15 protein-coding genes are annotated in these 19577 nt (G+C 59.1%); 3 read left to right on the top strand and 12 right to left on the bottom strand.

The window, feature by feature from the left end; translation table 11 throughout:
- Positions 1–104: 104 nt before the first annotated feature.
- Genes ACH2DG_RS01480 through ACH2DG_RS01490 form a run of 3 tightly spaced genes read right to left on the bottom strand, consistent with a single transcriptional unit; the run spans position 105 to position 3996 of the window.
- Positions 105–1448 carry a UDP-glucose dehydrogenase family protein gene (locus ACH2DG_RS01480; protein ID WP_395023945.1) on the bottom strand — a complete coding sequence of 448 codons (1344 nt, stop codon included), beginning with the start codon at positions 1446–1448 and terminating at the stop codon, positions 105–107.
- The gene (locus tag ACH2DG_RS01485; RefSeq protein ID WP_395023946.1) at positions 1445–2455 is read right to left on the bottom strand and encodes an NAD-dependent epimerase; all 1011 of its coding nucleotides are present in this window, start codon (positions 2453–2455) and stop codon (positions 1445–1447) included. The genes ACH2DG_RS01480 and ACH2DG_RS01485 overlap by 4 nt, the downstream gene beginning before the upstream one ends.
- The gene (locus tag ACH2DG_RS01490; protein WP_395023947.1) at positions 2452–3996 is read right to left on the bottom strand and encodes an ArnT family glycosyltransferase; all 1545 of its coding nucleotides are present in this window, start codon (positions 3994–3996) and stop codon (positions 2452–2454) included. Before ACH2DG_RS01490 ends, ACH2DG_RS01485 begins: the two co-directional genes overlap by 4 nt.
- A gap of 127 nt (positions 3997–4123) precedes the next feature.
- Here ACH2DG_RS01490 and ACH2DG_RS01495 point away from each other — a divergent pair, with 127 nt between their 5' ends.
- Both ACH2DG_RS01495 and ACH2DG_RS01500 read left to right on the top strand, forming a co-directional pair.
- Positions 4124–5143, top strand: a complete 1020-nt coding sequence (locus ACH2DG_RS01495; protein WP_395023948.1) for a glycosyltransferase family 2 protein — start codon at positions 4124–4126, stop codon at positions 5141–5143.
- Between the two features lie 13 nt (positions 5144–5156).
- A complete protein-coding gene (locus ACH2DG_RS01500; protein WP_395023949.1) occupies positions 5157–6113 on the top strand; it encodes a lysylphosphatidylglycerol synthase transmembrane domain-containing protein in 957 nt (318 codons plus the stop codon).
- Between the two features lie 176 nt (positions 6114–6289).
- Here the strand turns inward: ACH2DG_RS01500 and ACH2DG_RS01505 are convergent, their stop codons facing one another.
- On the bottom strand, positions 6290–7732 hold the full coding sequence (locus ACH2DG_RS01505; protein WP_395023950.1) for an NAD-dependent succinate-semialdehyde dehydrogenase: 1443 nt from the start codon (positions 7730–7732) through the stop codon (positions 6290–6292).
- Between the two features lie 397 nt (positions 7733–8129).
- On the opposite strand from ACH2DG_RS01505, the gene ACH2DG_RS01510 reads away from it, so the two are divergent.
- On the top strand, positions 8130–8561 hold the full coding sequence (locus ACH2DG_RS01510) for an energy transducer TonB (RefSeq protein ID WP_395023951.1): 432 nt from the start codon (positions 8130–8132) through the stop codon (positions 8559–8561).
- A gap of 40 nt (positions 8562–8601) precedes the next feature.
- Here the strand turns inward: ACH2DG_RS01510 and ACH2DG_RS01515 are convergent, their stop codons facing one another.
- The 8 genes from ACH2DG_RS01515 to ACH2DG_RS01550 form a co-directional block, all read right to left on the bottom strand.
- Positions 8602–9387: an HAD-IIB family hydrolase gene (locus ACH2DG_RS01515; protein ID WP_395023952.1), complete on the bottom strand. Its 786-nt coding sequence runs from the start codon at positions 9385–9387 to the stop codon at positions 8602–8604.
- 131 nt (positions 9388–9518) lie between these two features.
- Positions 9519–10517, bottom strand: coding sequence for an acyltransferase family protein (locus ACH2DG_RS01520; RefSeq protein ID WP_395023953.1), 999 nt, complete (start codon positions 10515–10517; stop codon positions 9519–9521).
- Positions 10518–10657: 140 nt separating this feature from the next.
- Positions 10658–11068 carry a GtrA family protein gene (locus ACH2DG_RS01525; protein WP_395023954.1) on the bottom strand — a complete coding sequence of 137 codons (411 nt, stop codon included), beginning with the start codon at positions 11066–11068 and terminating at the stop codon, positions 10658–10660.
- Positions 11065–12036: a glycosyltransferase family 2 protein gene (locus tag ACH2DG_RS01530; RefSeq protein WP_395023955.1), complete on the bottom strand. Its 972-nt coding sequence runs from the start codon at positions 12034–12036 to the stop codon at positions 11065–11067. Before ACH2DG_RS01530 ends, ACH2DG_RS01525 begins: the two co-directional genes overlap by 4 nt.
- 22 nt (positions 12037–12058) lie before the next feature.
- Positions 12059–13693, bottom strand: a complete 1635-nt coding sequence (locus ACH2DG_RS01535) for a hypothetical protein (RefSeq protein ID WP_395023956.1) — start codon at positions 13691–13693, stop codon at positions 12059–12061.
- Between the two features lie 168 nt (positions 13694–13861).
- A complete protein-coding gene (locus tag ACH2DG_RS01540; protein WP_395023957.1) occupies positions 13862–14908 on the bottom strand; it encodes an acyltransferase family protein in 1047 nt (348 codons plus the stop codon).
- Positions 14909–14972: 64 nt separating this feature from the next.
- A complete protein-coding gene (locus ACH2DG_RS01545; RefSeq protein WP_395023958.1) occupies positions 14973–17087 on the bottom strand; it encodes a hypothetical protein in 2115 nt (704 codons plus the stop codon).
- A gap of 733 nt (positions 17088–17820) precedes the next feature.
- Entirely contained in the window at positions 17821–19449 is a 1629-nt protein-coding gene (locus ACH2DG_RS01550; RefSeq protein ID WP_395023959.1) for a peptide chain release factor 3, read from the bottom strand.
- Positions 19450–19577: the final 128 nt, after the last annotated feature.

Below are 19577 nucleotides of genomic sequence, written 5' to 3' on the forward strand. Positions count from 1 at the left end.
GGCGCTTGATGGTTGTGCGCTATAGCGTGTTTTGATCGTAAAAAAAAGCAAGTCCGTGGACTTGCTTTTTTGTGTGCTCCCGATCCCGCTGTTGGGGGCGCGCTTCAATGGCCCTTGGGCTGCACAGGCTGGCGGCCGATGGAGACATAGCCCAGGCCGTGACTTGCCACGAGCGCCGGGTCATAGAGGTTGCGGCCATCGAACACCATGCGGTCCTTCAGGCTGGCGGCGAGTTGCTCAAAATCGGGTGCGCGGAAGATTTGCCACTCGGTGACGATTGCCAGGCAATCGGCGCCCTGCACGGCTGCGTCCACGCTGTCCACCAGCACCAGGTCTTCGCGCTCGCCATAGATGCGCTGCGCTTCCTTCATCGCCACCGGGTCGTAGGCCTGTACCCGGGCGCCTGCCGCCCACAGGGCTTCGAGCAGGTTGCGGCTGGGCGCCTCGCGCATATCGTCGGTATTGGGCTTGAAGGCCAGGCCCCACAGCGCAATGGTCTTGCCCTGCAACAGTCCGCCATAGAAGGCGCTGATGCGCTCGAACAGCACATTGCGCTGGGCCTCGTTGCGGGCCTCCACGGCGTTCAGCAGCAGGGGCTCGAAGCCGGTGTCCTGCGCGGTGCGCACCAGGGCTTTCACATCCTTGGGGAAGCAACTGCCGCCATAGCCCACACCGGGGTAGATGAAGTGGTAGCCGATGCGCGGGTCGCTGCCGATGCCGCGGCGCACGGCTTCCACATTGGCGCCCAGCCGTTCAGCCAGGTTGGCGATCTCGTTCATGAAGCTGATCTTGGTGGCCAGCATGGCATTGGCGGCGTACTTGGTCAGCTCCGCGCTTCGCACATCCATCACCACGATCCTGTCGTGGTTGCGGTTGAAGGGCGCGTACAGCTCGCGCAGCCGGGCCTCGGATGCCGGGTTGCCGGTGCCGATGATGATGCGATCGGGCCGCTGGCAGTCGGCCACTGCGGCGCCTTCCTTCAGGAATTCGGGGTTGGAGACCACATCAAAGCCGTAGCTCGCACCCCGTGCAGCAAGGCCTTGCGCAATCACGTCGCGCACCTTGTCGGCGGTGCCCACGGGTACGGTGGACTTGTTGATGACGATGCGCGGCCCCGTCATGTGCTGGGCAATGGTACGGGCCACCGCCAGCACGTATTGCAGGTCGGCGCTGCCATCCTCATCGGGCGGGGTGCCCACGGCCAGGAAGATGACCTCGCTGTGCTGCACGCCTTCGGCCGCATCGGTGGTAAAGCGCAGGCGGCCGTTGGCGTGATTGCTGGTCACGAGCTTGTCGAGGCCTGGCTCATGGATGGGAATCTGCCCGGCCTGCAGTGCGGCCACCTTGGCGGCGTCCACATCTACGCAGAGTACCTGGTGGCCCACGTCGGCCAGCACGGCACCTTGTACAAGACCGACATAGCCGGTTCCGAAAACAGTGACTTTCATACGCGGTAGAACGAGCGGTACCAGTCCACAAAGCGCTGGACACCGTCTCTGACAGTGGTCGATGGGGCAAAGTTCACCCAGGCCTGCAAGGCGCGGGTGTCGGCCGATGTGCTGTGCATATCGCCCGGCTGTATGGGCAGCATACGCTTGTTGGCGGTGGTGCCCAAGGCCGATTCCAGTGCTGCGATGTAGTCCATCAGCACCGTGGGGTTGCTGTTGCCGATGTTGAAGATGCGGTAAGGGGCGGTGCTGGTGCCCGGGTTGGGCTGCAGCGCGTCATAGCTGGCATCGGGAGCCGCAGGCTTGACAAGCACGCGCAGGATGCCTTCCACGATGTCGTCGATGAAGGTGAAATCGCGTACCAGCTCGCCGTTGCCGTACACGTCGATGGTCTCGCCCGCCAGAATGGCCTTGGTGAACTTGAACAAGGCCATGTCGGGCCGACCCCAGGGGCCGTACACGGTGAAGAACCGCAGCCCGGTCGTGGGCATGCCATACAGGTGCGAATAGGTATGCGCCATCAGCTCGTTGGCCTTCTTGGTGGCCGCGTAGTAGCTGATCGGGTGGTCGACCGCATCGCTCTCGGCATAAGGCATCTTGGCATTGCCGCCATACACGCTGGAGCTGCTGGCGTACACCAGGTGCGCCACCTGGTGCCTGCGGCAGCCTTGCAGAACATTGCCAAAGCCCAGCAGGTTGCTGTCGGTGTAGTCGTCGGGTTGGTCGATGGAATAGCGCACGCCGGCCTGGGCCGCCAGATGCAGCACGCGCTGCGGGCGCACTTCGTCAAAGAGGGCGGCCATGCCAGCGCGGTCGGCCACATCCAGCTTCACAAAGCGGAAATGGGGGTGGCTTTGCAGCTGCGCCAGGCGCGCATCCTTCAGCGCCACATCGTAGTAGCTGTTGAGGTTGTCGATGCCCACTACAGCCAACCCCTGCGCGAGCAGGCGCTGGGCGCAGTGCATACCGATAAAACCGGCGGCGCCGGTGACGAGAACAGTGTTCATGGACTGACGGGGGCTGGCAGCCACACATACTGGTATTGCATGGGCGGCGTGCTGGCACGCATATGGACGAAAGGAATGGTGAGGGACTGCGGCACAGCCCCGGGGTGGCTGGCAAGCACGATGTCCCACCAGTCGGGCGTAGCCTTGTCCATGCGTGCAATGTACAGCAGCCCTACGCCGGTATCGGCAGCCCGGGAGCGGCCACCGGCAAGGCATTCGGCCATGCGGCCCCACTCGGCAGTGCAGGACATGGCATAGGCATGCGGGTTGTGCGAGCGCAGCATGGCTGCCACCATGTTGTCCGAGCCAATGATCACGCCCTTGCCGTCGTAGCCAGCGGCCGCCAGCTGCTGGGCCAGTTGGGCAACCGGGTGGTTCAGCTCGTCGGGGTCGTGGCGCCAGTCGGCCTGCCAGGGGCGGATGGTGGCCAGGGTCCAGAACACCAGCGCAAACAGCACCACCACCGTGGTGTAGCCGCGGCCTGAGCCTTCTGCCAGCAGGGCTGGGCGCCAGGCATACAGCGCCAGTGGTGCAATGGCCGTCAGGGGCAGCACCCAGCGCTGCTTGAAGCTGCTGACATCGCCCACCACCACCATGGCAATCAGAACAAGGAACACCAGGGCCAGGTAGCGGCGCAGCAGCGGCCAGGCCCAGGCGCGCCAGTCGGGTGCGGTGTCCGCCGTGGCATTGGCACGGTAGGCTTCCTTCCATAAGCGGTTGCGATAGGTTGCCAGCGCAACGATAAGCCACAGCCCCAGCGTGGAAAATACGGCCTTGGCCAGGGCGCCCAGGCCTTTGAGGTGCGAGACCTGGGTGGAGATGTCCATCTTGTGGATGGTCTCCGTGGTGGCCTCACGCCAATGCTGCGACAGCCACCAGGCGTGAGGCGCAAAGATCAGCAGGCCCACCAGCGGAGCGAGCCACCAGCCGTGGCCCAGTATGGCGCGGCGCACCTGCGGTACTGTGAGTGCCGCGACAAAGAGCACGCCGATCAGCATGGCAAAGCTGTATTTGGCCAGCATGCCCAGGCCGCAGAACACGCCCAGCCAGACAAAATGAACAGGGTTGGGCGTCTTGACCTGGCGCAGCACCATCCACCAGGTGCCAAAGGTCATGGCGGTCACGAGGACGGTGTGGGTCTGGTCGCGCACGCTGTCCCAGCCAAAGGGCAGCATCAGCAGCAGGCCGCCTGCCACCCAGAAGGCGCCCTTGGCGGGCAGCAGCACGCGTGCAGCCTGCCAGACCAGCACATAGGTGAGCACGATCAGGCTGTGCTTGACGACGGAGAGCGCCAGCACCGACGGCCCCAGCACCTGGCCCACGGCCCATTGCAGCCAGCTGTAAGCGGGTGGCTGCGAACCGTAGCCCAGCAGAAACTCCTGTGACCACAGGATCTGTTCGGACTCGTCCCATTTCATGCCCTCCGAGATGGCGACGCGCGAGATGATGTGCGCGCAGGCCAGCAGCAGTATCCAGGCCAGTGGGTGCTGGTAGAGAGGCTGCTGCCAGTCTTTGGCAGGAGCGGAGGGCGAAGACGTCATGGCAGAAACACGGGTGCGCCCATGCGCAAGTGGCCTGGGCACGGGCCTGGCCTGTCGCATCAGCAGCAGAGGAAAGGGCGGATCAGGTAGTATAGGCCACCGCTGTTTAAGCAAAATACCAAGCGCCGTGTCTTCTCCTGCCGTATCCATCGTCGTCCCCATCTATAACGAATTTGACAACCTGACCGCCCTGGTGGACCGGATTGATGCGGCCATGCGCGCGCAACCGCTCAGCTACGAGCTGATTGCCGTGGACGATGGATCGAAGGACGACAGTGCCAGGCTGCTGCTGGAGTTGGCATCGACCCGGCCCTGGCTGCGGCCGGTGGTTCTGGCCCGCAACTACGGCCAATCGAGCGCGCTGCAGGCCGGGTTTGATCGCGTGCGTGGCAAGTATGTCGTGACGCTGGATGCCGACCTGCAAAACGAGCCCGACGATATTCCGCTGCTGCTCAACCGCCTGGAAACCGATGCCAGCGTGGACATGGTGTCCGGGTGGCGCAAGGATCGCCAGGATGCGGCAATTTCGCGCAAATTGCCGTCAAAAATAGCCAACCGGCTCATATCCAACGCCACTGGCGTGCAACTGCACGACTATGGCTGCGCCCTCAAGGCGTACCGTCGCCACATCATCGACCGTATTCACCTGTACGGCGAGCTGCACCGCTTCATTCCGTCGCTGGCGCGTGATGCCGGTGCGCGCATCACCGAGGTGCCGGTGCGCCACCATGCGCGCACGGCGGGTGTGTCCAAGTACGGCATTGACCGCACCTTCCGCGTCATCCTGGATCTGATCCTGATGGTGTTTCTGATGCGCTACCGCCAGCGCCCGCTGCACGCCTTTGGCGGCCTGGGCCTGTGGCTGGCCACGCCGGGCTTTCTCATCCTGGCCTATCTGTTCGTCGTCAAGCTGATGGGCGAGAGCATCGGCGGCCGCCCACTGCTGATCGTGGGCGTGATGCTGGTGCTGATGGGCATGACCTTTGTTGCCGCAGGCCTGATTGGGGAAATGCTGACCCGCGTGTACTATGAATCGGGCGGTGGCCGCCAGTACTACGCGGATGAATACCGCATCGACACCACGGGCGAAACCCCGCAGATGGTGCGCGTAGAGGTGCCGCGCGCGGCAGCCGCTGCTGCTGCATGAGCGTGGCGCCTGCGTGAACCGAGTCCAGAAAGCCTGCATCAAGGCCGCAAGCGGCGCCCTCCTGCTGGGCGCCGTTGCCTATTTTGCCGACCCTGCTGCACTGTGGGCGCGCCTGCGCGCAGCCAATGGCGGGTGGCTGGCAGCGGGCTTGTGCGCGGCAATCGCATCCAACGTGGTTTCTGCATGGCGCTGGCGCGCATTGGCGCGTTGGCTGGGCGCGGAGATGCGCTGGCCCGATGCACTGCGCTGGTACTTTCAGGCCATCGGCCTCAACGCCTTGCTGCCCGGTGCCGTGGTGGGCGGCGATGTATACCGCGCCGTGGTGCTGCAGCGCACGGGGCAGGGCAAGGCGGCATCGTCGCTGTCGGTGCTGCTGGATCGGCTGAGCGGCCTGTGGATGCTGTGCGCGATTGGCGCCTTGGGTGCGGCGGTGGCCGCCCCTGCGCTGGCGCCGGTGGTGCGGGTGCCGCAGGCCTGGTTTGTTGCGGCCATGCTGGCAGGAACGGTACTGTGGATTGCGCTCCCCTGGGGGCTGCTGTGGTGGCTGGGCCGGCGCGATGCGGCCCATCTGCCTGCATGGCTGTTGCCACTGCTGCAGGCGGCGCAGCGGCCTGATTTTCATGCGCAGATGCTGGTGCAGGCGGCTTCGTCGGCGCTGGTGCAGGTATTGTCGGCAGGGGCTCTGGCGCTGGGCGGTCTGGCACTGGGCATTCATCTGCCGATTGCGGCATGGGCCTTTGCCATGGCTCCCATCTTTTTGATGGCGGCGCTGCCGGTCAGCGTGGGCGGCTGGGGTACGCGCGAAGCGGCCAGTGCTGCAGCGCTAGCGCCGTTCGGTGTGCCGGTTGCCGTGGCGGTTGGCGTAGGCCTGATCTACGGCGTGTACGCGCTGGTACAGGGCGCGCTGGGGGCGGTAGCCTTCGGTCTTCCCAGCCAGCGCGAAAGAGAAGCTGATGCCGCAGAGCGTTGAACCGCCCTGGAACAGCATTTTCCAATGAAAACAGACTTTGGTCCTGAAGAGGTAAGCATAGTTTGCTACTCAAAATGCAGCATGCGATAGATGGTGCTGCCATCCCCCAATAAAAAAGCAAGCCCGCAGGCTTGCTTTTTGCTTTTCGGGACCAAGCCGGGCTGGTCTGGTAGTGGTTAAGCAGCGGTGATCGACACGGCCTTGGCATTGAGATAGGCCTCCATCGCTTCGGGGCCGCCTTCGCTGCCGTAGCCTGAGTCCTTCACGCCGCCAAAGGGGAATTCGGCCGTTGGCGTGGCAGGCTGGTTGATCCAGACCATGCCGGCCTCGATCTGGTTGGACAGCATCTGCACGTTCTTGTACGAGCGGGTATAGGCATACGCGGCCAGGCCAAAGGGCAGGCGATTGGCTTCGGTGATCGCGTCTTCGAGCTTGTCGAAGGTGCGGATAGCGGCAATCGGGCCGAAGGGCTCGTCATTGAACACCGAGGCGTTCATGGGCACGTCGGCCAGAATGGTCGGGGCGAAGAAATTGCCTTCGCTGCCCACGCGTGCGCCACCGGTAGCCACCTTGGCGCCCTTGGCGGCGGCGTCTTCCACCACCTTGGCCATGGCGGTCAGGCGGCGGGCATTGGCCAGAGGGCCCAGGGTCGTGCCATCGGCAAGGCCGTCGCCCAGCTTGAGGCTTTCGGCGCGCTTGACAAAGGCATCGACGAACTCGTTCTTGATGCTGCTGTGCACCAAAAAGCGCGTCGGCGAGATGCAGACCTGGCCCGCGTTGCGGAACTTGGCCGCCGCAGTGGCCTTGATGGCCAGTTCCACATCGGCGTCTTCGGCTACGATCACCGGCGCGTGTCCGCCCAACTCCATGGTCACACGCTTCATGTGCGCGCCAGCCAGTGCAGCCAGTTGCTTGCCAATGGCGGTGGAGCCGGTAAACGTCACCTTGCGGATGATGGGATGGGGAATCAGGTATTCCGAAATCTCAGCAGGCGATCCGTACAGCAGGCCCAACACGCCCTTGGGAATACCTGCATCCACGAAGCACTGCAGCAACGCAGCGGGCGATGCGGGGGTCTCCTCGGGCGCCTTCACCAGGAAGGAGCAGCCTGTTCCAAGCGCGGCGCCCAGCTTGCGCACCACCTGGTTGATCGGGAAATTCCAGGGCGTGAAGGCAGCAATCGGGCCGACGGGCTCCTTGATCACCAGTTGCTGCACGTTGGCCACACGGGCGGGAACGATACGGCCATACACGCGCAGGCCCTCGTCGGCAAACCATTCGATGATGCCGGCACCGGCCAGCACTTCGCCCTTGGCTTCCACCAGCGGCTTGCCTTGCTCCTGCGTCAGCAGGCTGGCGATGGCATCAGCGCGCTCGCGCAGCAGGGCGGCAGCCTTGCGCATGATGCCTGCGCGCTCGATTGCGGGCATGGCACGCCAGGTATTGAAGCCTGCCTGCGCGGCTTCCAGCGCGCGATCCATGTCTTTCTTGGTGGCATGCGCCACCTTGCCGATGGTCTTGCCGGTCGCAGGGTTCACCACATCAATGGTCTTGCCATCCGAGGCGTCGCACCATTCGTTGTTGATCAGCAGTCGGGTATCCGGATACGCGGTGGTCATTGCGGTTGTTCCTTGCATGTCTTGGGAATGTTCGGGCCTGCCTGGGCAAACCATGCCTTGTGCAGGCAAACCCTGGTGATCGCGCCGCAGCACAGGCGGACGGGCGCATACATGCTAACCGCAAGCGCAAATACGCGGAGTCACCAACGTAATTTCAGGCCTGCAAGCGCGGCGGGAAACGCGCATGCCCAGGTTTCTCCACAATGTGGCCGTGCGCTCATGGTAAAACATGGGGTTGTGGTGCGCTCCTCTGTTGCCAAAAGCGCAGGCGAATGCCCTTTGCCGTGTATCTTTTGCATGATTTGCGCAGATTTGACGTGAGCAAAGTGTTGCTCCGATGGAAATGCCGATGATGCATTCCTGTTTGCGCAAGTTCTATTCCGGAAGTTTTCAGACCATGTCTTTTATCCGAACCAGTTCCGCCGTTGTGACCGTGCTTGCTGCCTTGCTGGCCGGTTGCGCCACGCAGGAGACTGCCAAGACCGCCGAGAAGGCCGATGCCGCTGCAACAGTGCCTGCAGCCTCCAGCGCCTTGCCGGCCGCTGGCTGCGCAGGCGATGCCTGCGACAGCGCGCCTCAGCTGCTGACTGGCGCGTCTCCCCGCTATCCCTACCCAGCAGGGGCGCTGGCGCAACCTGCCAGCGTGCGCGTTCAGTTCGTCGTGAATGTGGACGGCAGCGTGGGCGAGGTGAAGACCTTGACCACTACTTCCAAGGACATGGCCGGTGAAGTGGAGCGAGCCGTACGCAAGTGGAAATACCGCCCGGCAATGAAGGCCAACCAGCCCATCAAGGTCATTCTGCAGCAGCAGTTCGACTTCAAGCCCTGATTCGTGGTGGAAGTGCGGCAGGCGTCTGCCGCGAGTCTGCTCAAACCACAGTGCACAATCGTTCGGCCAGCTCCACAAAGCCCGCGCCGCGCTCACCCGGCGTCACATAGCGTGGCAAGTGTGACAGTTGGGGTACAAAGCGCGCAATATTGGCAACGCCAAAACTGTTTTCAAAGTGCTGGAACATCAACTGGTCGTTCGTGGAGTCACCGATGTAGCACCACTGGCCGATCTCGGCGTCCAGATTCCTGCCAAACAGCGTCTTCACGATCCAGCGCGCGCCTTCGAGCTTGTTGTGTCCGCCAAACCAGCCGTTGATATGAATGGAGCTGACCGTGGCATTCATGCCTGCAGCCCGCATGATGGCGACACACTGATCGATCTGTGCCTGCGGCATATGGGTGAACTCGCTGTGGTCCACGGCAATGTCGCATTCGCGGCCCGCTGAGTCTGTGGCGCGCCGCGCGCCCGGTACCGTGGCCTCGATCTGCTCCAGCACAGCCTGCATCTTGGCAAAGTTGGCGATTCGGGTGGCGTCGTCCTGCTGGTAGAGCTTGTCCAGCCCACCCAGGGCATTGCGGCGCAGCGCCACAGCGCCGTTTTCCGCCACGATGGCGTCCACGGGCCACTCTTGCGCAAATGGCACGCTCCAGCCCACGGGGCGCCCCGTAATCGGAATCACCGCCAGGCCCTTGGCCTTGAGTGCTGCGATGGATTGCACCACTGCGGCGGGCACCACGCCTTCGGTGGTGAGGGTGTCATCAATATCGGTCAACAGGCCAACAATGGGGCCGTGGGAAGGGTTCCAGGTATCAAGAGCTTGCATTGCGGAAAAGCGGGACTGTTCAAGGATGCGAGGGTTGTTTTTTCGGTCGAATTCTGCCGGTGGGCAGCGTCAGCTGCGGGCGAATGCGGCACAGAAGGACATTGGGGGTAGTTGCTGTTCGGCAGGGGCCATCATCGCAGATAGGTTTTTAGGCGCAAAGCGGGGGCCTCCACCAGACGCCAGGAGAGCCACCCTGCCGCGAGCGTGAGCGCAACGACCACCGCCAGGCTGGTGGTGAAATCCAGGCCAGGGGCCAGCGCACGCACGCACTGCTGAATCGGGAATGCATATAGATACACCCCGTACGATACATCGCCAAGCCGGCCAGCTTGAGACAGTATGGGCCATGATGCAGTACCAACCGCCAGCAGTGTGGCAGGCATGAACAGCAAAAGCGCGGAATATGGAAACCCAAGAGCGTATGCCACGAGTGCACAGGCGCATGCAGCAATGGCAAATACCGCACGATGCTGCAGAAATTGCTTGTTGAAGGCGGCTATCAGGGAGCCAAAGGCGAAATAGGCCGGAAATTCCCAGTAATGGTTCATGGCCCCCGTCAGGTCCATCGTCATGGTCGAGAGAAACCAGACCAGATAGGCCACGCAGAGCAAGGCCCATATGCGCCGCGAGCGGAGCAAGCCCAATAGCCCGGCAGCAGCCAGCACTGCATAGCAACTGACCTCGATAGGGATGGTCCATAGGGAGCCGTTGATGGAATTGGGAAGCGGATGATCGGTAAAAACGCCGGGCAGGCTGAAGCGTATCTGCAGTGCGATGTTGCGCAGATAGTCCCAGGTCACGGCGTTCTGCCAGTAATCATGCAATGGGACCTTGGTAAACACGGGGCCCAGTACAAACAGTGCGAGCAGGACCACCGCCGTCAACGCCGGCCAGATACGCAAGACGCGTTTGGCTGCAAATGGCAACAGCCGTGGCTGTGCCCACCAGCTCAAGGTGACCAGATAGCCGCTGATGACGAAAAAGGCCATCACTGCAGCCCCTCCGATCATGGCCACGTTCATCCACGCAGGAGGCGTTGTCGCTGTAAGAGGAAATTGATGGCTGTAAAGCACGGACAAGGCGGCAAACAGCCGCAGGGCATCAAAATTGTTGGCTGGGCGCAAATCCATTTGTTTCATGCATTCTTTGGGCGGGTACGGTCTATTGTCTTGCGGGGTAGCAGGCCATGGTCATCGATCCCTGTTGCCGGCGTGAGCGGTTGCGGTACACGCCGCATCCCTGCCGTAGTCGGTTATTCATCGGCACGGAGCTAGTCTGCCTGCCTCTTGCGGTACAGCAGCCGGCTCAGGCCCAGATAGTTGACCGCCATGCCCGCGACGGTGCCTGCCGCCACATACAGCATGAGCCACCATGGGCCTTGCGGCAGCTGCCAGGCCAACAGCGAGTAGACGCCAAGGTTCACTGCACCACCGCCAAGCATCAGCCCCAGGTAGCGAAGATACTCGGCTACCAGTCCGCCAGACGCATTGCGGCCGGCAAAGGAAATATTCCGGTTGATCAGCCATGTCGTGGTGGCCGCCAGCCAGAATGATATGGCGCGCGCGGCATAGACCCCCAATACGTCACGCAGCAGGGTGAGCACGCCGGCATCCACCAGAAAAGCCAATCCGCCCGCAACCAGAAACCAGAGAAACGAGCGGCTGATTCCGAGTGGCTTCACTTTCCAGCTGCCGTGCTTGCCAGGTAGGCAAATTGCTTGGCCTCCCGGCGGGCCAGGGTGATGGCCTGCAGAATCAGCCCTGTGACAAATGAGATGCCACCACACACCACCAAGGCGGTGACCAGGCCCAGGGTTGGAAAGCGCCGCACCAATCCGGTATGGCCGTACTCAATCAGGATGGGCGCAGCCAGCAGCACCGCCAACAGGGCCAGCACTGCACCCAGCAAGCCAAAGAACTGCAGCGGCTTTTCACTCACAACAAGCCGGCCAATGGTCTTGAGAATGCGCCAACCATCACGGTACGTCGACAGCTTGCTCGCGGAGCCCTCGGGCCTTGCGCCATAGGGCGTGTCGATTTCGGTACAAGGCATGCGCAACTCCAGGGCATGTACGTTCAGCTCGGTCTCGATCTCGAAACCATGCGAATGCGCAGGGAACGATTTGACATAGCGCCGCGAAAACACCCGGTAGCCGGAGAGCATGTCGCGAAAGCTCCCGCCAAAGATTTTCTGCACCGTGCCCGTCAGCAGCTTGTTGCCCCAGCGATGGCCCGGCCGGTAGGCCTCGCCCTTGTCGCCCGCCTCCGGCTCCGCCTCCACGCGCGCGCCCACCACCATGTCCAGCTGCTGGTCGATCAGCCTGTCGATCAGGATGCGCGCAGACGGGGCATGGTAGGTCGCATCGCCATCGGCCATCACATACACATCTGCGTCCACATCGGCGAACATGCGGCGCACCACATTGCCTTTTCCCTTGAGATTGACGTTGCGTAAATGCGCGCCGACTTCAATGGCCAAATCAGCGGTTCGATCGGTCGAGAGATTGTTGAAGATGTAGATTTCCGCTTCGGGCAACGCCTCGCGAAAGCCCTCGACCACCGGGCGCACCGTCAACTCCTCGTTGTGGCAGGGAAGGATGACGGCAATGCGCTGGTTGCGATAGAGCTGGACTGGTTGTTGTGCACTCATTTTCAGGATTCTTCTCAATCATTCAGGCAGTTGCTGCATTGTGCCCGCTGTTTTTGCGGCTCTTGAGGCGCTGGGCAACGCTCCATAGCACCACGACCGGAAACGCGAGGGACAGAGGTACCGCCGGGTACAGGTAGAGGATGTAATTGCTCGGGATCGAAGTTGCTTCCAGAAAGCCAAGCAATGCGATCCGGGTTGCCAGGGCGGCAGCCAGGCTGGCCGCCAGCATCCAGGTGACATCGGGCATGCGCCTTCTGACAATCAATACCACCGTCCACAGAGACCACAAGGCAAAAGCCATTGGCAGTGCCACTGCCGACGCCTTGCTCATGGCGGTTGCGATCCATTGAGCAAGCTGGAGTCGAAATGTATCGCGCGGCGATGTCAGGTCCACTTCCAGTGGCGGCGTGTCGGCCATGGGGGCAATCGGGCCGTTGGTCACGACCTCGAACAACCTCAGATGCAGTGGCTGACCCACGCTGTGATAGGGTTTGAGCGTTGCGTGGTCCAGGGTTGCAAGCGTCCAGAAGACCTGTCCGGATGCCTTGATGGCATCGAGTGCATAACCCTCATGCCACGGTGGCACCATAGTGGCGCGCGGGGGGAGGCAGTCGTCGGGATGCTGGCGACAACCGGCGTCGATTTCTGCGGCCAGCCTGCGGTAGAAAGATTGTGCTTCCTGAGCACTTTGGTAGTGTCCCGTGGTGGCTACGGCGCGGCGCAACGCCCACATGAACCAGCCCGATAGAATTTCAGGGCAAGGGGAAGTCTGGGTCTGCGCGCAGCCTCCTTGTCGCCAGAATTCACCTCCATCACCCTCGAAATAGGGCTTCAACTCACGTGCAGCTGCACTCATGGCATAGGCGCGCTCGCGGGCATCCTTGGGAAAAGGGACATAACGCTGCCAGTGATCGTGGCGAATGCGGGTGAGCGCCCCATAGCCACCCAGAAAATCGCTCGAGCGGAAATCGTTGTTGCGGAACACCCCGTAGACCGCATAGTTGGTCGTATTGACTGCGCCGACCATCACCGTCGCCACCGCAATGGGTAATGCAGCAAAGGCCAGTGCAGCCCGCCATTGGCGCCGCAGCGCATGGCGCTGCGCCCACAGCCAATAGGCCAGCAGCAATGTCAGCGCGGGCAGAAGCCATACACCTTCTTCGCGGGTCAGCCAGAACCATCCGCCGACCAGCCCCATGGCGAGCAGTGGACGCCATTGCGCACGCAACTGTGTGGCTGGCAAGGCCTGTGTCGCTGCAAGCACCCAGCAGCGCAGGCCCAGGGTCAGCAGCAGCAAGGTCTGCGAGACATAGATGCCCTCGCGCATCACACGGCCTCCCGATTGCTCCAGCCATGCTGCTGGCTGGAAGGCCACCACGGCAAACAGCACCAACGCCAAAGGCCGGGAACGCAACATCTGCCCGGCCGTATGTGCGAAAAAAGCCGCTGATGCCAGATACAGGGCGTGCTCGGAGAACTTCAAAGGCAGAGCGGTTGCGTGATTGAGCAACAGGAAAAGGGGATAGCCGACTCCTTTGGCATGCGTGAGTTCGTTGTAGTTGCCCAGCCAGTGGCCCATTCCGATTTCAGCCGCAAGACGCACAAACAGCAGATCATCATGCGCGGCCCAGCCCACGGCCAGTATTGGAAAGGCCATGCGCAGCCAGAGGGACAATGCACTTACGAGTGCGATCCATCCCCAATAAGAAAGAGGCGAGCGCATCCAGGCTGTCTTGCTGACAGCAAAGGGGGAGGGATGAAGGCTTTCAACGAATGACATCGGCGTTGCGCGACTCACAAGACGACTAGGAACAGGAATTGGCTTCTAAGCGAGTTTTCGGCCAACGGCGATAAATTTTCTCTCGATCAACTCATAAATTATATTGGAAAATATAAATATGGTCAGATATGCCAGGGCAATCGAGAAATTTCCCAACGATGCATTGAATTTTTGAACAAAAAATATAATGACCGGAAAATGGATCAGGTAGACAGAGTAAGATATTTTTCCAATACGGGGGAGAATCTTGTCTTTCGTAGGCGGTGCACGCAGCACCTTGATCAGCAAAGCACCAAGGCCGAGACCCGTCAAGAATATAGGTGACGGCAGCCTGCCTTGGTAAACACCGATCAAAAGAATGAATGCTACGATGGTTGCGTTGATGAGAGTTTCATTGATGCGAAAGAAGAAGTCACGATAAAAATAGATACACCCGCCAAGTATGAAGAAGAACATCTGTGCGGGAAATGCATTGTTGATGATGATCCCAACCTGGCCAGGATCTGCCGGATTTCTCGACGATGCAAATCCATTGGCAAACCATGCATTGAAATAACCGTGTGCTGCGAGATAGCTCCATGATGTGGATATTAGTATGCTGGCAATCAGCCACCAAAGAGCCCAGCGTCCTTTGCCAAGTATGAATATTGGTGCGATAAAGTACCAGATCAATTCAACCGTCAAGGTCCAGGAAACATGCAGAACGTCATATTCAATCAACGCCTTGGGTGAGAGTTGTTGAAAGTTGATGATGTTCAGAAGGAGCGCAAGCCAATCTTGATCGGGCTTTAGAAATATCCCAGCAGGTATTGCGAGCAGCAAGTATGTGAGCCAGTATGCTGGGAAAATTCTGAATAGGCGATGGATGGTGTATTTTTTTAGGTCACTTCTGCAAGCACTATCAGTAATCAAAAATCCGCTGATGATGAAAAAAAGCTCTACGCCCAGCAGCCCGCCATAGTCGCCAATAAAAGGAATATTGAATCCCGTTACGGCCTTTGTGTGATGTGCAACAACCCCAATTACAGCAAGGGCCCGCAGCATATCCATATTGACGAGGTATGTCTCTCTTGGATTTTTAATTTTTTGCATTTAGGCTTAGAATTTATAATATGGATCTTTAAAATTGACTTTTAGAATCTGTATTCTCATAAAATCAAGGTGTTGCAGCTTTGCAAGACGGAAGATTGTTCGGATTTTCGAGCAAGGTGCGAACCTGGGTTTTTCTATCTAATGCAATCAGTGAAAGGCAATCAAAGGGTTTCTTGTCGAGGGTTGGAATCAATAACTTGAATCCATTCAATGAAGAAATTGCCCCGCTGGTATTGAGCGGCAGGTCAGGTCGAATTATGGGGGTGACTTCTGCTTTCCCTGTGATCTGAGGTCGGGACATTATTTCAATTGCATGAAACTCAGGTGCACTTTCCCAGGCTCCCCATCCGCTGATGAGGAATGCAGTGGGGTATTGCTTTTCAATACTGAATCCACCTGCTTTCTTGATGTTGTCAGGATAACCGCTGACTGCAATCGCATGGTCCACTTTTGTAAAGCGATCAATGGGAACCTGAACCGCATCGGGTTGTTGAGAAAAGGGCGAGGGTATCAAGTCCGGCATGATATGCGAGTAGCGATTGAATGCGTGATTCAATTCATCGGAACTTAATTCTGGGAAATTTTTCCTCCAAAATGCCATTTGAGGCACTGCAGTCGTGTGGCTCAACGAGCGAAAACCCAAGCCGTTGGCAGTTGCTCCATGGAGATGAGGAAAAACAAGTATGTTGTTATTCTTGGTTTCTTGCTCATGCAGGTATTTGACAACTTCATTCGGTTGAATATTGAAGATTGGCCAAGCAGATTGCAGCGGATTGAATCGGCCGAAAATAATGGCACCAAAAACCAACGAAGCAAGGGCAATGGATTCGTGAGGAGGTATTGCTCTCTTTCTTGCGGCCATGTATATGGCAATCAGTACAAAAACAAAAAGAAGGTCTTCCATTCTTTTTGCACCAAAAGGATATTTGAAAACGACCCATCCAGCCAGAATGGAGGCAGAAAACAACGCAAGGCGTTTCAGTGAAAATTCCAAACCAATGGTGTTTGCTGTATACAAAATAAACAAGGTTAAAAGTACACCACTGGCATATTGCATTCTTGCTGGCTCAACATGGTCCCAAAGCAGTATTTTTCCAAATTGATATGGAAGGGGTATGGTTATCCAGATCAGCTGAATAACAAGACCTGTTAATAATGCGATAAAAACTCTTCGCCTCGAAGCATCACTCCACAATTTCCCATAGTTTCCATAGTTCAGAAAGAAAAGCACAGCCGCATAGTAATACATGCCAACCGTTCCGATCTCGCAGATATTGATTCCAATCAGGCTGTTGTAAATCCAGCTGAAATTGATGGCAGGGAGAAACCATGAGGCGATGAACCTGATAGGGACTCCACCACCCATGGAATGACGGCTGCCTGGATATATGGTGCTGCTTGTTGCAGAAAGGTAATCATAGAGATACAGGCCCGCAGTTCCCGCAGCAAGTGCTGCAGCAATCAGTACCCATACCAATGTTCGCGGTCTGAAGATGTGTGGCTGCTTGGCAATCAGTACAACCAGGCCAACAAATGCGAGTGAGATCTGTATTGGTGGATAAAAATTAGTCAATAGCCAGAAGACCGCTGCATAATAAAACCATATCAATTGCAGCGATAATCGAATATTCAGAAAAAATGGAATAATAGTCCACGGAAAAATTGCAATCAATGGACCTTTCTCATTCCACCAAAATTGACTAAATCCCGTGAAGTACAGGCCGAAAGAAAGCATCGCTGCGACCGCATCGCTGGCACCAAATTTCTTGAAAATGAATGCGTAGCCACCAATGAAGAGCGCAAAGATAGCAAACCAGTGAAATGAATAGGCATAGGCCGGATTTATCAGTCCATACAGCCACATTGTGGGCTTGAAGACAATGCCCCAATCAGCGATTGGTAAACCGTAATTGATGCGCAGATCTTCTTCGTACAGCGATGTCTTGTTATAGCGCTCGAATTGGTTACGCACTGTTGCTTGCGTCAGAGGCGTCACGACCGCCCATTCGTCCGCACGAATCGATCGCGGCTTTCCTAGCGTGGGGCCGATGTCCTGGTAGCCATAGTGATTGCTGAGCGCGTAGGCATAAGAGGAGGGAGACCAGCTGTGGCTCACATACACTGCACCAACGATCAGCCAAAAAGAGAAAAAAAGCGTCCGCCAACTTATTTTTTTCATTAATCACCCAGTGAATTTATTGCTGTGACCAAGAGCGCCTTTCGACTCTACAGGGAGCTGACCCTGGCTGAAAATCCGGGCTATGGTCTGCCTATTTCCCACGGTTCCTGTCTAATTGGCTCGAATGCTCTGCATGGTGAAGACTTCGGTGGTGTCCTAGCGGGCGGATGCGAAAAGAGGTTGTAAGTTGCTGCATCGCAGCGTTCTCCAGCGCCATGCTTGGGGCGGGACAGAGCGGATGGTACAACGTATCTTTAAGATTGATTCAAAAAATCTTTATTTTTAGATGTTTATCAGATAACGTAAATCGTTGTTTTGGAAAAGGCGAAGCCGCAGCTAGCACTTCGTGTCATGTGCAAACGCGCCAAGAGGATGAGGGTGAACCACGATCGTTCATCCCTTCCGCGGCCTTTTGGGCGGTAGGCAGAAGGATTGCTCCTGATGCGATGCACGATAGCTGCCTGAGAGAGCGGGAGCCATGCCCTGAAAAATTCGTACAGGCCGCCACTGGAGGCAGTGCAGGCTGCGATGGCCATGGCGCATGACTGTGCTGCCCACAGGTCATGGAAAGAGGGCACGGTAATCGTGCCTGGGTGAAGTCCGGGCCCAGGACTTGCGCTTTTTTTGGCAGCCTTCCCGTGAGGTAACGGCAGGTAAGGTGCCGTGATCTGGAGTACCGGGCCCTCGCCATCGGCTCTTGGTGGCCGATGGCACCGCCTCTGGGCGAGGGTGTCTACCCGTTGGCCTGCAATTCCAACCCTGCATGCTCCCGCAGCGGATGGAAGTGGATCTTGGGAAAGCGTTCCTGCGCCAGGCGCACGTCATACGGGCTGGTGCACAGATAGGCCAGGGTGTCGGCCGCATCGTGGGCCAGGCGCATGGGGTAGGCGTTCTCGAACTCGCGCAACTCGGCCGGCGAATCGGCCGTGATCCAGCGTGCGCCGGTGTACTGGCAGCCTTCCAGGCGTACGTCGCAGTCGTATTCGGCTTTCAGGCGGTGCTGTACCACTTCAAACTGCAACTGGCCCACCGCGCCCAGCAGCATGTTGCCGCCGACATCGGGCCTGAAGACCTGGATGGCACCTTCTTCACCCAACTGCATCAAGCCCTGTTGTAACTGTTTGGTACGCAACGGGTTCTTCAGCACCACGGTCATGAACATTTCGGGCGCAAAGAAAGGCAGGCCGGTGAACTGCAGGCTCGGGCCGTCGGTGATGGAGTCGCCCAGTTGCACGCCGCCATGGATGGTGAAGCCGATGATGTCGCCAGCGTAGGCTTCATCAACCGCTTCGCGGCGTTGGGACATGAAGGTGACTACCGATGTGGGGCGCAGTTCCTTGCCGGTGCGCTGCACCTTCATCTTCATGCCGGGTGTGTACTTGCCCGAAGCCACCCGCACAAAGGCGATCCGGTCGCGGTGGTTGGCATCCATGTTGGCCTGCACCTTGAACACCACGCCGGAGAAGTTCTTGTCCTCAGGGCGGATGGTACGCTCTTCGCGGTTGCGGTTCACTTCGGTGAAGGCCACGCGCGGGCCGGGCGGGGGCGACATGTCGACCACCGCGTCCAGCACTTCCATCACACCGAAGTTGTTCACACCCGAGCCAAAGAACACTGGCGTGAGCTTGCCCGCCAGGAAGGCTTCATGGTCCCATTCGGCGGAGGCGCCCACGGCCAGTTCCATGGATTCGAGCGCATCGTCGAAGGCCTGGCCGAAACGGGCGCGCAGCTTGTCGGCATCTGACAATGGAATCACCTCGAAATCCTGCGGGCGCTTTTCACTGCCTGCGGCAAACACCGTCATGCTCTGCGTGCGCAGGTTGATGATGCCGCCAAAGCTCTTGCCCTGGCCCACGGGCCAGGTGATGGGGCAGCAGGGCATGCCCAGCTCGCGCTCGACCTCGTCCATGATGTCCAGCGGATCTCGCACTTCGCGGTCCATCTTGTTGACAAAGGTGATGATGGGCGTGTCGCGCTGGCGGCAGACTTCAATCAGGCGCCGGGTTTGTGCTTCCACACCGTTGGCTGCGTCAATCACCATGAGAGCTGAGTCCACGGCCGTCAACACCCGGTAGGTGTCTTCCGAGAAGTCTTTGTGGCCGGGGGTGTCGAGCAGGTTGATCACATGGTCGCGGTAGCTCATCTGCATCACCGATGAGGCCACCGAGATGCCGCGCTGCTTTTCGATTTCCATCCAGTCGGATGTGGCATGGCGGCTGGCCTTGCGGCCCTTGACGGCACCCGCGATCTGGATCGCACCCGAGAACAGCAGCAGTTTTTCGGTCAGCGTGGTCTTACCAGCGTCCGGGTGGGAGATGATGGCGAAGGTGCGGCGGCGGCGGGTTTCGGGAGCGTAGGACACAGTAGCAGTACGAATGGGGAGGCAGGTCCGTGCAGGACTGCAAAAAACAAAGCCAGCAGGCGCTGGCTGAAACTGGGGCAATTTTAGCGGATGGCAGAATCTTTGCCCAAAGGGGCTGCTTTACGCAG

It is taken from the genome of Comamonas odontotermitis, from assembly GCF_040396735.1.
Taxonomy (GTDB): domain Bacteria; phylum Pseudomonadota; class Gammaproteobacteria; order Burkholderiales; family Burkholderiaceae_C; genus Comamonas; species Comamonas odontotermitis_C.